12 protein-coding genes are annotated in these 12,815 nt (G+C 64.5%); 6 read left to right on the top strand and 6 right to left on the bottom strand.

Features of this window, described 5'->3' with window-relative positions:
- Nucleotides 1-23: 23 nt before the first annotated feature.
- The gene (locus tag EAW56_RS02345) at nt 24-665 is read right to left on the bottom strand and encodes a GntR family transcriptional regulator (RefSeq protein ID WP_095535721.1); all 642 of its coding nucleotides are present in this window, start codon (nt 663-665) and stop codon (nt 24-26) included.
- 191 nt (nt 666-856) lie between these two features.
- Here EAW56_RS02345 and EAW56_RS02340 point away from each other — a divergent pair, with 191 nt between their 5' ends.
- Both EAW56_RS02340 and ppk2 read left to right on the top strand, forming a co-directional pair.
- Entirely contained in the window at nt 857-1,183 is a 327-nt protein-coding gene (locus EAW56_RS02340; RefSeq protein WP_095276950.1) for a putative quinol monooxygenase, read from the top strand.
- A gap of 47 nt (nt 1,184-1,230) precedes the next feature.
- Entirely contained in the window at nt 1,231-2,112 is an 882-nt protein-coding gene (gene ppk2 / locus EAW56_RS02335) for a polyphosphate kinase 2 (protein WP_095537708.1), read from the top strand.
- 2 nt (nt 2,113-2,114) lie between these two features.
- Here the strand turns inward: ppk2 and EAW56_RS02330 are convergent, their stop codons facing one another.
- A complete protein-coding gene (locus EAW56_RS02330) occupies nt 2,115-2,678 on the bottom strand; it encodes a DNA-3-methyladenine glycosylase (protein WP_095535719.1) in 564 nt (187 codons plus the stop codon).
- On the bottom strand, nt 2,675-3,469 hold the full coding sequence (locus tag EAW56_RS02325; RefSeq protein WP_095535718.1) for an HAD family hydrolase: 795 nt from the start codon (nt 3,467-3,469) through the stop codon (nt 2,675-2,677). Before EAW56_RS02325 ends, EAW56_RS02330 begins: the two co-directional genes overlap by 4 nt.
- 62 nt (nt 3,470-3,531) lie before the next feature.
- Here EAW56_RS02325 and EAW56_RS02320 point away from each other — a divergent pair, with 62 nt between their 5' ends.
- Entirely contained in the window at nt 3,532-4,533 is a 1,002-nt protein-coding gene (locus tag EAW56_RS02320; protein WP_095535717.1) for a 3-hydroxyisobutyryl-CoA hydrolase, read from the top strand.
- Between the two features lie 15 nt (nt 4,534-4,548).
- Here EAW56_RS02320 and EAW56_RS02315 read toward each other — a convergent pair whose 3' ends face one another.
- Complete coding sequence (locus tag EAW56_RS02315) at nt 4,549-4,734, bottom strand: hypothetical protein (protein ID WP_122084866.1); 186 nt, start codon at nt 4,732-4,734, stop codon at nt 4,549-4,551.
- Between the two features lie 276 nt (nt 4,735-5,010).
- On the opposite strand from EAW56_RS02315, the gene EAW56_RS02310 reads away from it, so the two are divergent.
- On the top strand, nt 5,011-6,462 hold the full coding sequence (locus EAW56_RS02310; protein ID WP_095535715.1) for a glyceraldehyde-3-phosphate dehydrogenase: 1,452 nt from the start codon (nt 5,011-5,013) through the stop codon (nt 6,460-6,462).
- An 8-nt stretch (nt 6,463-6,470) separates the two neighbouring features.
- On the top strand, nt 6,471-6,911 hold the full coding sequence (locus EAW56_RS02305) for a hypothetical protein (RefSeq protein WP_122084864.1): 441 nt from the start codon (nt 6,471-6,473) through the stop codon (nt 6,909-6,911).
- On the opposite strand, the gene EAW56_RS02300 is transcribed toward EAW56_RS02305, so the two are convergent.
- Together EAW56_RS02300 and EAW56_RS02295 are read right to left on the bottom strand one after the other, a co-directional pair.
- Nucleotides 6,889-8,007, bottom strand: coding sequence for a glycosyltransferase family 4 protein (locus EAW56_RS02300; protein WP_122084863.1), 1,119 nt, complete (start codon nt 8,005-8,007; stop codon nt 6,889-6,891). The genes EAW56_RS02305 and EAW56_RS02300 overlap by 23 nt on opposite strands.
- Before the next feature lie 4 nt (nt 8,008-8,011).
- Nucleotides 8,012-9,208, bottom strand: coding sequence for an NAD-dependent epimerase/dehydratase family protein (locus EAW56_RS02295; RefSeq protein ID WP_122084861.1), 1,197 nt, complete (start codon nt 9,206-9,208; stop codon nt 8,012-8,014).
- 295 nt (nt 9,209-9,503) lie between these two features.
- Here EAW56_RS02295 and EAW56_RS02290 point away from each other — a divergent pair, with 295 nt between their 5' ends.
- A complete protein-coding gene (locus tag EAW56_RS02290) occupies nt 9,504-12,812 on the top strand; it encodes a Rib/alpha-like domain-containing protein (RefSeq protein ID WP_167457378.1) in 3,309 nt (1,102 codons plus the stop codon).
- The last annotated feature ends 3 nt before the right edge of the window (nt 12,813-12,815 follow it).

Here is a 12,815-nt window from a genome sequence, read left to right as displayed (position 1 = left end):
TACTCCGCCACGCATGCGGTGGGCTAAATCGGTTCGCCGTTGTTGATCTTGGCAATCAGCTCGTTGACCATCCGCCCCTGATCCTCCAGCGATTCCTGCAGGTAATCGGACGCTTCCTGCCGGCGTTCCTCGAGCAGGAGCTCGACGAGATGCTCGTTGACGTCAATGAACTGGCGGTGAAACGTGGGCTGGTGCTGCACGATCGGCAGCGTGGCCAGGCGCAAGAAGGCGTCGAGCTGGTCCATCGTGTCGCCCAACGTCTTGGACCCCATCGCGGAGAGGACGACGTGGTGGAACGCCTGATTGATCGCGGAGACGAGGTCATCATCGTTCTGTGCGATCGCCTCCCGTGCTTCCTCGTTGAGCAGGGTGAGCCGCTCGATGTCGAGGTGCTCGCCCCACAGCAACGCCGCGGGCTCGATGGCGGCGCGGGCGCGGTAGGTGTCCGTGACAAACTCGGGGGAGGGGGTGGCCAAAAATACGCCGCGGTTGGGAAGTCGCTCGCACAGCCCCTCCGATGTCAGCATGGCAAACGCCTCGCGCAGCGTGTTGCGCGAGACGCCGAAACGTTCGGCCAGCGCTACCTCGTTGAGCTTCTGGCCAGGCGAAAACTCGCCACGCGAGATGGCGCGGCGAACTTCGGCGGCAACATTTTGGGCAAGCATGGCATCCGGCTCGAGGTGGGGAAGAAGACAACATATTTACGGTACTCGCTACAGCCGGGTGGAGGAGGGGAAACTCCCCCTTTTATGCACCGGGCCGAGCGCGAGCGCGTACATTGCAGACAAGCGTAGCGCAGAGTTGTTGAACAATTGGCGCGCAACCCCATCCGCTAAGTCCGGGTACGGTGGTCCACATGATTTTGATTAACGTACGATTCAAGCCGCTTGATGAGCACGTAGAGAACTTCCGCGAGGTCGTGTCGGAGTTCACCAACGCCAGCCGCGCCGAGGACGGCTGCCTCTTCTTCAACTGGTACCGCTCCGAGGATGACCCGAAGGAGTACCTGCTCGTTGAGGCGTTCAAGGACGACGCCGCTGAGGCGCACGTCAACTCGCAGCACTTCAAGGACGCCCAGGAGCTGTTCCCGAAGGTCCTGAAGGAGACCCCGACCATCATCAACACGCTCATCGAGGGCAAGACCGAGTGGGACGAGATGGCGGAGTTCAAGGTCAACCGCTAGGTTGAGCATTTTGCTCGGCAGCTTTCATCCTGGGTACGGTGAAAGACATGAGCGAAGAACATGCGGCGAAGAAGCCGCCGAAGCTTTCCAAAAAGGCGTACGAGCAGGAGCTCGTGCGACTCCAGGCGGAGCTTGTGCAGATGCAGCAATGGGTCGTGCGCACCGGCGCGCGCCTCGTCATCGTGATGGAGGGGCGCGACGCTGCCGGAAAGGGGTCCGCGATCAAGCGAATCACCCAGTATCTCAACCCGCGCACGTGCCGTATCGAGGCGCTGCCAAAGCCGACCGAGCGCGAGCAGGGGCAGTGGTACTTCCAGCGCTACGTCGAGCGGCTCCCAGCAGCGGGCGAGATCGTGATTTTTGATCGCTCCTGGTACAACCGCGCCGGCGTCGAGCGCGTGATGGGCTTCTGCTCCTCGCAGGAGTACCGCCGCTTCCTCCACCAGGCCCCGATTTTCGAGCGTCTCCTGGTAGAAGACGGGATCATGCTGCGCAAGTACTGGTTCTCGGTGTCCGACGAGGAGCAATACAAGCGCTTCCAGTCCCGCAAGGAGGACCCGCTGCGCCAGTGGAAGCTCTCGCCAATGGACTTGGAGTCCATCACGCGCTGGGAGGATTACTCCCGCGCCAAGGACGAGATGTTTATCCACACCGACATCCCGTCCGCGCCCTGGTACACGGTGGAGAGCGAGGACAAGAAGCGCTCGCGCATCAACGTCATCTCGCACCTCCTTTCCACGGTGCCCTACGAGCACGTCGAGGTGGACCTGCCGGAGATTCCGGAGCGCCCGGAGATCACCGACTACGAGCGCCCCCCGCGCGAGGAGTTCCGCTACGTGCCGGACGCCGCCGCGAAGCTGGAGCAGCGCCGCGTTGAGTCGGAAAAGCCCGGCAAGAAGCACAAGAAGGGCAAAAAGAAGAAGAAGTAGCGTTACTGCTTCGGGTACCCGCGCGGCGTGGACACGGTCGGGTCGCGCGGGATCCAGAACCTGAGTGGGGCGTCTGCGTTTTTGCTAATGCCAATGCGCGGCCCGGCCACCCATTCCGGCTCCGTCTCTCGCGGCGTGAGCTCAACTGGCGTCCCGTTGTCCGCGAGCTCGAGCCCCAGCGCCTGCCCTAAATTCCCTGGACCGCGCGCCAGATTTGCAAAGGGAATCCGGTTGCGATCAGGCCGCTGCCGTCGCTTCCGCGCCAGCGGCTCGCCCGCGATGACTTCGCCGCCGCGCATGAGACAGCCCTGCCCGTCGCCCTCCGGCGCGCAGACAATGTTGCCGTTGAGATGGATCCCGTACGACAGGTAGACGTACAGCCGCCCGCCCGGCCCGAACATGGCGGCGTTGCGGGCGGTCTTCCCCCGGTGCGTGTGCGCGGCCGGGTCGCTCGCGCCCGTGTAGGCCTCCACCTCGGTCAGCCGCACCGTCACGCCGCGGTGCGTGATCAGGCACCCGAGCAACTGCGGGGCGACGAGGTCAGCGGGTTGTGCGAAGTCGATCATTTGGCCCATTGGGCAAGCTTATCGACGGCCGCGTGCTCCCCATTCGTCCCAATGACCTCATGCGCAATCGCCTTGAGGTCCGGGTGCGCGTTCCCCATCGCGACGGCGGTGCCGGCGGCCTGCAGCATGGAGAAGTCGTTGAGGTAATCGCCGATCGCGGCGGTGTCCTCCTGCGCGATGCCGAGGGTTGCCGCCAGCGCGGTGAGCGCCGCGCCCTTGGACGCGGCCGGCGGCATGATGTCCAGCCAGTGCTTGGAGCTCACGAGCGCCTCGAGCTCCGGCACCGTCTCCCGGACCCAGGGCAGGCCGTCCAACTCGGCGTCGCCGTCGACGAAGAGGGCGATTTTGACGATGCGGTGCGCGGGGGCGTCGGCAAGCGTGCTGACCCGCTCGTTGGCCAAGTAGTACTTGTCCACCTCGCGCTGCACCTCGGCGGGGGTGTCGGCGAGCGTGAAGGAGGCCTCGGGCGTGCACATGACGGGGTGGGCGGTGAAGGGGGCGTGCGGGAAGGCGTCGACAAAGCGGCGCACGGTGTCCTCCGGCATGGTGATGGCGGACACGATCTCGCCCAGGTGTTGGACCACGGCTCCGTTTTCCGCAATAAAGGTGTCGGGCTCGTTGCGCGTGAACATGGCGCGCAGCGTGGCCAGCTGGCGGCCGGAGGCGGGGGCGACGGTGATGCCGGCGGCGCGCGCCCGGTCGAGCGTGTGCCAAAAGTGCTCGGGGATCGCCCCGCTGGGGGCGAGCAGCGTTCCGTCCATATCCAGGGCTACTAAGCGCGGGGCATTCATTCTTCACACCATACCCGCTGTCTCTACACCCGCACTCGCTGTGATGTGCAACACTAGGGAGTATGACTGAATCCTTGAACACCGAATTGCTCAACGTCGAAGTCCGCGGCACCACGGGCATCATCACGCTCAACCGGCCGAAGGCGCTGAACTCGCTCAACGGCGAGATGATCCACGGCATCTACACGGCGCTGCGCGCGTGGGAGGCAAACGACGCGATCACGCAGGTGATCGTCCGCTCGAGTTCCAAGCACTTCTGCTCGGGCGGCGACGTGAAGTACGCGCGCGAGGGCGTCCTCGCCGGAAAGGCCGAGGAGATCAGCGCGTTCTTCGCCGAGGAATACGAGATGAACAACTACATTGCCAACTACCCCAAGCCGTATATCGCGCTGGTCTCCGGCGTGGACATGGGCGGCGGCATGGGGATCTCGGCGCTCGGCTCGCACCTGGTGGTGCACAAGGACGCGTTCGCCTCCATGCCGGAGATGAACATCGGTTACATCACGGACGTGGGCCAATCCTGGAAGCTGCAGCACCTGCCGGCCCGCCCGTCGCTCGCACTCGGGAAGTTCCTTGGGCTCACCGGCTACCGCATGACTGCGGACGACATGCTCGCGCTCGGCCTGGCCTCGCACAAGGTGGAATCTTTTGAAGGGCTTGTAGAAAAGCTTATCGACGAAGGCGTCACCGCCCTCGACGCCCTCGCCCTCCCCGCCGACGAGAGCGGGCTTGCCCGTTGGTACGAGCAGATCGAGGAGGTCTTCGCCGGATCGTGGGCCGAGATTGAGGGGCGCCTCGACGCCGCCGGCGAGTTCGGCGCCAAGGTCCGCGAACTTACCGCGCAGGCCTCGCCCTCCGCGCTCGTCGCCGCGGCCGAGCTTTTTCACGCTAACGCCACCCAAGATCTCGCCGGCTCCCTGGACAACGAGCGCGTGCTCGGCGAGCTGATGCGCGGAGAGCCGGACTTTGCGGAGGGTGTGCGCGCGGTGCTGGTGGACAAGGATCAGGCGCCGTCGTTCGCGCCCCAGCCGTCGCCGGAGAAGTACAGGGAGGTGCTGAAGTAGGGGAGGGCTGACGCGTTAAATCAGAAACGTCTCCACTGCGCGGACGATCGAGTCCCACAGGCCGATGACTGAGTAGCTCAGGTCGTTGAGGGAGGCCTGCCACGATCCGGGCAGAATCTCCGTCGTCGGGGTGAAAAGTGCGTCGCGAAGGTCCTGCGCGCCGGAGTGCATGTTGTAGTTCAGCTGCGAGCTCAAATCCATGGCAGACATGCTACGCCGAAGTAGCGGTGTTGGCACCGCAGGAACTCCCTCTCTGAGCGAAAGTACGAACCGGGGTGTGCGCGGAAACTGGCACCGAACCAATCAAAGGTGTGATGTGTGCGCCGGGGAATGTCTAGGTGACACGCGGTTTTCTTTAGGGCGAACTCTCGTCATCGCGCGCGGCCGGGCGCGCTAATATAGGGGTGCATGTGGGTCTTCGGAATGCCCCCGAACCGAACATGATTCGTACACCAACGACCGTATTTGAGGACTACAGTGACACAATCAACTACCCCCGCCGCTGACTGGAACCACAAGCTCACCCTCGCGCAGGAGATGCTCCCGCTGATCAGCCAGCTGCACCGCGAGCACAACGCGGTCACGTCTATCTACGGCCGCCTGCTCCTGGGGGCCACGGACATCGACATCATCAAGGCGCACCGCTACGCGCGCCGCATCGTCGAGCGCGAACTGCCACTTGATGACACGCTGCCCATCCTGAAGGAACTGGTCAAGATGGACCTGGGTACCGCGTCGATCGACCTGGGCCGCCTGGCAAAAAACTACTCCCGCACGGATGGCAAGGATCTGCGCGAGTTCCTGGAAGAGGAGCTCGCCGAGGTCGTCGGGACCTCCTCTGAGCTGCAGGCTCGCGACGTTGTCCTGTACGGCTTCGGGCGCATCGGTCGCCTGCTCGCCCGCATCCTCATTTCCCGCGAGGCTGCCTACGGCGGCGTGCGTCTGCGAGCCGTAGTGGTGCGCAAGAAGGGCGAGGACGACATTGTGAAGCGCGCGTCCTTGCTGCGCCGCGACTCTGTCCACGGCGCGTTCGACGGCACGATCACCGTGGATAAGGAAAAGGAAATCATCTGGGCGAACGGCACCCCGATCCAGATGATCTACGCCAACGATCCGGCTGAGGTGGACTACACCGCCTACGGCATCAACGACGCGATTGTGGTGGACAACACCGGCGCGTGGCGCAACCGCGAGGGGCTGTCCAAGCACCTCGAGTCCAAGGGCGTGGACCGCGTCCTGCTCACCGCGCCTGGCAAGGGGGACATCCCGAACATTGTCTACGGCATCAACGAGGGCATGATTGGTGATGAAAAGGTGCTGTCCGCCGCGTCGTGCACCACGAACGGCATTACGCCGGTGCTCAAGGTGATCAATGACCGCTACGGGGTCAAGCACGGCCACGTCGAGACCGTGCACGCCTACACGAACGATCAGAACCTGGCGGACAACTTCCACAAGGGCGACCGTCGTGGTCGCGCAGCTGGTCTCAACATGGTGCTGACCGAGACCGGCGCCGCCAAGGCTGTGTCCAAGGCGCTGCCGGAATTCGAGGGCAAGCTCACCGGTAACGCCATCCGCGTTCCCACCCCGGACGTATCCATGGCGGTCCTGAACCTGGATCTGGAGACCGAGGTGGAGAAGGAGGAGGTCAACAACTTCCTGCGTCGCGTGTCCACGGACTCCAACTTGCGCCAGCAGATCGACTACATCCAGTCGCCCGAGGTCGTCTCGACGGACCTGCTGGGCACGACGCACGCCTCCGTGGTGGACGGCCTGGCCACGATCGCCTCCGGCAACCACCTGGTGCTCTACGTCTGGTACGACAACGAGTACGGCTACTCCCACCAGGTGGTGCGCGTGGTGGAGGAGATCGCGGGCGTGCGCCCGAAGATCTACCCGGAGCGCAAGGCTCCGGAAGAGATCAAGTAACTAGGGTCATGCGCCGTAAGCTCGCCGCCGTTGCCAGCGTGTTCGCGCTGGCCGGCTGCGGTGCGCACGGCACCGAAATGGGGCTGCAGGACGCCGCGCTCGCCGGGGACTTCACCGTCGCGGATGTGGCGGGGCCGGGAGTGGAGCGGGCGTACGTATTCTGCCCGTACACGGACAAGACCGAAGCGCAGCGCCTCGGCTTCAACCCAGACGACGTGCCCGGCATTGACGGCGATGTCCAGGCTTGGGAGACCGCCTCCGGCATCGGCGTGATCGCAGACGGCCGCGCAAATATCGAGTGGTTCGACCCGCGCAGCGTTGATGCCTGTGGTCCGGGTGTGGACCCTTACCAGGACATTGATCCTTCGGCGAGAGTGCGGACAGCGACGGAATCCCGCGAATACGCGGGCGGGGAGACCACCGAGGTTACCGTCCTGCGTTTCGAATAACCTCGTCGTAGTAATCGACCACCTGCTCTGAGGAAGCTCGCCACGTCCAGCGTTGCGCCTCCGCCCGGGCTGCGGTGGAAAGCTGGGTGCGCAATGCGTCGTCTTGGAGCACGCGCGCAATTTCATCGGCCCACGTGGTTTCCGGCGCATCTGGATCCACAAGGATGCCAGTTTCGCCGTCGTCAATGACAAAGGGCAGGCCGCCGGCGTTGGCAGCCACGACCGGAAGGCCCGACGCGAAGGATTCAAGTGCGGCGAAGCCAAGCGTTTCGGTGGTGGAGGGGAACAACAAAACATCGCCGGAAGCGTAGGCGGCAGCGAGCTCGGCCCCCGAGAGGTAGCCGGTGAAGACGGCCCAGTCGGGGGCGCTGGAACGTACCTCGTCGTACAGCGGGCCCTCGCCTACGAACGCGATACGCGCACCAGGGACGCGCTTGCGGACTTCCTCCATGATGGGGAAGCAGCGCTCGACGGATTTTTCCGCGGAGATACGGCCGACGAACATCACGAGCGGGCCGCCGCCCAGGCGCTCGCGCATCGACACTGAACGAGCCTCTGGTGTCAAGCGTTCTGTGTCGACGGCCTTCGGCCACAGGCGAACGTTGGGGATGCGATACTCAGCAGCTTTGTCCATCATCGGACCAGATGTGACAAGGTTGATTGCTGCACGGCCGTGGAACGTGCGAAGGCCCCACTTCGCAATGGGTTTGACCCACGGAATGCCCAGCTTGACGCAGTATTCCGGCACATCGGTGTGGAAAGACGCGATGACAGGGAAGAGGCGCGAAATGACCAATGTTGACCACCCCGCGGTCCAAATTGGGTTGACCGCATGCACGATGTCGGGATTGAACTCGCGGAGGCGACGGATCGCCTTCGGCCCGAGCATGCCGTGTTTGACCTCCGGGTAAACCTTCAGTGCCCGCGAGGGGATAGGCACGACCTCGAATCCCGCATACTCCGTGGGAGGGTTGCCCGGGGCGAAGACGATGACTTCGTGCCCCATCTCTGCCAGCTGGTCGAGATGGCGGGTGATGCGTGTGACTACTCCGTCGATTTTGGGCAGGAAGACCTCGCTGATAATCGCGATGCGCATGCGGTTACTGCTCGCCGGTCGGCACACCCGCGGCCTGCTTGGCCGTCCACAGGGAGCGCGCCGGAATCTTCGAGCGGTCCGCCCGGTCGGCATACTTGCGCGCGACGTCTTCCACCTCGGTGAGCAGGCCGTCCGCCAGCTTGGTGGGCTCGAGCCCGAGCCCGATAAAGGTGTCGTTCTTCACATGCAGCTCGTTCTCGGCGGATTCCTTGCGCGGGTTCGGCACCATCTGCACCTCGGCGCCCGAAAGCTTTGCGACGAGCTGCGCCAGGTCCCGCACGCGGTGCGTCTCCGTCATCTGGTTGAAGATCTTCACGCGGTCGCCCTTGGCAGGCGGGTTCTCCAGGGCGATCTGGATGCACTTGCACATGTCCTGGATGTGGATGAAGGCGCGCGTCTGCCCGCCGGTGCCGTGGACGGTGAGCGGGTAGCCCACGGCGGCCTGCATGAGGAAACGGTTGAGCACGGTGCCGTAGTCGCCGTCGTAGTCGAAGCGGTTGATGAGGCGCTCGTCGCGCTGCGTCTGCGCGGTGTGGGTGCCCCAGATGATGCCCTGGTGGAGGTCGGTGATGCGCAGCTCGTCGTTCTTGGCGTAGAAGGCGAAGATGTTCTGATCCAGCACCTTGGTCATGTGGTAGATCGACCCCGGGTTGGTGGGGTAGAGGATCTCCTGTTCCACGGTGGTGCCGTCCTCGGTGTCCACCTTGATGTCCAGGTAGCCCTCTGGGATCTCCATCCCGGCGGTGCCGTAGCCGTAGACGCCCATGGTGCCCAGGTGGACGACGTGCACGTCCAGCCCGGATTCCACGATGGCCACGAGCAGGTTGTGCGTCGCGTTGACGTTGTTATCCACCGTGTATCGCTTCGCCCGCGGCGTCTTCATGGAGTACGGCGCGGCGCGCTGCTCGGCGTAGTGAATCACTGCGTCCGGCTGGAACTCCTGGATAAAGGCGAGCAGCCCCTCGTAGTCCTGCGCGACGTCGAGATGGCGGAAGCCGATCGTGTGCCCGGAGATTTCGTTCCACGCCTGCAGGCGCTCCTCAATGGAAGCGATCGGGGCCAGGGAGGTCACGCCCAGTTCCTCGTCGATGGCGCGGCGTGACAGATTGTCCACAATCACCACGTCGTGGCCGAGGTCGGAGAGGTGCAACGAGGCCGGCCAGCCACAGAATCCATCCCCACCAAGAACCGCAATCTTCACTTCCGAACAACCTTTCCGTCAACACATGCAAAAGCTTGTCGACGCTGAGCGCGCCGACACCTCCGGTTCACGATACCCAGCACGCGCCTCCTTTGCTGAGTAAAACGACTCCGCTCGCGCGGAATTTGGCCCGCGTTCCGCAAACGTGCAGTTTAGGCATATCTGTAGTTAAATTAATGGAGTTACCTGTGTTGCCCTCAAGGAAAGTCTGGGAATTGATATGGTGCGGGGTTTTCGGAGCCGTAATTTCGCCGTAGCCACAGTCGTTGCTTGTCTCGCGTCCGGTGTCGTCGCCGTGCCGCCCACCTTGCTCCCGGTCGCGCACGCGGCCGACGTGCTTGATGAGGCAGCCGGGTTTGCGCTCTACGCCACGACGGATGATCAAAGCATCAACGCGCGACGGAGCTGGGGTGGGTTCTTCAAACTCGAGGATGGCGACTATGAGTCGAAATCGGTCCGGTCCGTGCGCATGTACTTCCTGCCTGACCGGGAAGCGAACCCGAACTACCCAACGCCAACGGGCCGCTATTCCAACGTGGATCGGTTCTTCCCCGCAGAGGAGAAATATCAGGTTCAGCTGAAGACGAACGGAAAGGTCACCGAGGACTTCGGCGCGCTGACGGGCTACGGGTTCGAGGACGCCCGAGGCTACAAATGGCTGGACATTACGCTGCCCAAGACAGTGACCATCGGCCAAGCGGAGGCGCTGTTCATCAGCAACGCGGCCGGCGCGGACACGTTGCCATGGCGCGCATACAACTCATCCGTCGGCGCCCGCGGGTTTGCGGAGCCGCTCGACGCGCAGCCCGCCACCATCCACAGCAAGGTGGTGCGCGCCGACTCCGCCGAGCCGGCCGAGGGCGTCGAGGTCTCGCTTGTTGGCGCCGACGGCAAACCCCTCCAAACCCAAACCACCAACGCGGACGGTACCGTCACTTTCGCCGACGTGGAACCAGGCCGAACCTACACCATCAAGTCGGGCACGCTGGACGGGTACTTCGCCGAGCAGCCAGTCTCCCTCACCGTGGCGAGCGGCCAGGAATACACTCCGACCCCGATCGAGCTGACGCCCATCGGCGTGACGGGTCGCGTGATCGACGATCACCAGAATCCCGTCAAGGGCGTCCCCGTCTCCATCGGCGAGTTGGAAACCACCACGGACGCCAACGGAACGTTTACCCTCACCCACGTGCCGGAGGGGGAACAAAAAATCCGTGTCGGAGCCTCGACGCGCACGCTGCCTAAAAGCAGAGGCGTGAGGGTCGAGCCCACCGAGCACAACCGGGCGGGGGACATCCCTGTCGCTGCGAAACCAGGCACGATTACCGGCACCGTGGTCGATTCCTCCGGCACCCCCGTCGCCGGGGTAAAAGTACGCACCGGCCAGCATGAAACCGTCACGGATCGACACGGGAGGTTCCAGTTCCCTGACCTGAAACCGGGCCCGTACAACATCTCCGTGTCCGCGACAGAAACGATCGAGGGCGGCGTGCACCAGGGGGTGACCGTCGCTCCGGGCGAGACGGCGTCTGCGGACGTTCAGGTCAATCTGCTGCCCGGCGCGCTGTCCGGAGTGGTCGTCTCGGACCGCAATACCCCGATCGCCGGAGCCATGGTGAAGGTGCACCCTGAGGACGACCCGGCCCGGGCAGTTGCCGCCACCACGGACAGCGAGGGATTGTTCGTGGCCGCGGGCCTTGTCCCGGGTACGTACATCGTCGACGTGGTTGCGGATGGTTATACAGCGAGCACTACGAGCGTAGTGGTTTCGCCCAATGAGACTGAGGCGCTCGAGGTCAAGCTCACACCAACGCCAACGCCCACGCCCAAGCCAGCTCCCACGACGAAGAAGACCACACCGAAGACCACCACAAAGCCCAAGCCAGCTCCCACGACGAAGAAGCCCGCGCCAAAACCCACGCCCAAGCCAACTCCCACCACGAAGAAGCCGGCGCCAAAACCCGCACCCAAGCCGACCCCCACCACGAAGAAGCCCGCACCCAAGCCCACGCTCGCACCGGTTGAGAACTTCGGCTGGGGCGACATCGAGGTCCGCCCGGGCGAGATCGAGATCGCGAACCCCCAAAAGGCCGCCGGCAGAGGCGTCACCTTCGTCGTGGATGGGGTTACCCGCCAAGACGGGCAGCCGCTTCTCGACGCCACCTGGATCACCGTCGACCAGAACGGCACCGTCGCAGCAGCCCCGCAGGCAAATGTCGCCCCGGGGAAGTACACGGCGGAGATCCGCAACTCCACCGGAGGGCACAACGTTGTGACCATCACGGTCGGGAAGCCGCAGTCTGAGGCTGCGCTGTACGACGTGTCCTACGAACCGCGCACCGTCCGCGCGGGGGAGCGGGCCAGCAGCCCGAAGCCGGCCGCGACCCGCACGATCACCCCGGAGAAGTACGGCTGGCAGCCGTTGCCGGCGGGCACCGGGTACCGCATCATTGAAAACCCGAACGCGACCGTCACTAGCGACGGCCGCGTGGAGCTGAAGGTGCCGAAGGACGCGAAACCCGGCAGCACCATCAAGGTGAAAGTCGCCATCACCTTCCCCGATGGGTCGGAGGACGAAGCGATCGTCCCGTTTGAAATCGTCGAGTCCCCGATCGCGGACCGCCTCGCACCGAGCTACGAGGCCGGGGTCCTGGTCGGGCCCGGGCAGCACACGATGATCACCGCGCACACCTCCAAGGGCGTGCCGGACGGCACCGAGTACGCGCTCGACGAGGACGCTGGACTTGGCGGGTGGGTTGTCGGAGTCAACGAGCGCACCGGCGCGCTCGACGTCACCGCCCCGTCTGCCGACGCCAAGCCGGTCAAAGTCCCGGTGAGGGTCCGCTTCCCGGACGGGTCGGAGCGCACCATCACCGCGAGGATCGGCGTGGCTACCGCATCGGCGCCGAAGCGGGGCACCACGCTGACATACCCAGCAACCGTCGCCAAGACGGGCCGCGCCGTCACCGCGGAGCCAAAGGGCTCCGTCCCCGAGGGCACCGTCTTCGTCCTCATGGACGACGCAGGCATGCGCGTCGACGTTGACCAGCGCACCGGCAAGGTCCGCGCCGATGTTCCCGCGAACGCGCCCGCCAACGCCACGTACACCGTCCGCGTTCGCGCCCAGTACCCGGACGGCACTACCGCGCTGCTCCCGCTAAAGGTCACCACCGATTCGCAAGCACGCCGTGACAGCAAGGACAGCAAGGACAGCAAGGGCACCGCGACCGCGCCGAAGGGGACCACCTTCGGTCTCTCTGAGAAGTTCAACGAGCCGGGGTGGTACGTGAGCGTCGATAAGCGCACCGGCGAGCTCTCGGTCGACGTGGACGACACCGTCACCAAGAAGAAGTCGGTGCAAGTTCCAGTGGTGGTCTCGTACCCGGACGGTTCGCAGCGGATCAAGAATGTCGAGGCCGACGCCCCGGCCCTGCAAACCGTGACCCCCACCCCGCAGGACGCGCCGTCGGGCGCATCGTCTGGGTACAACTGGGTGCCCATCGTCCTCGGCCTCCTCGCCGCGATTGGCGGGGTGGGCTACGCCGCGTTCGTTAACCAAGACCACATTCGTCGGATGCTCTCACAGTTCGGGATCCGGATCTAAAAG

The organism is Corynebacterium gottingense (assembly GCF_003693265.1).
Lineage (GTDB): Bacteria > Actinomycetota > Actinomycetes > Mycobacteriales > Mycobacteriaceae > Corynebacterium > Corynebacterium gottingense.
This window is presented reverse-complemented; position numbering and strand designations above follow the sequence as displayed.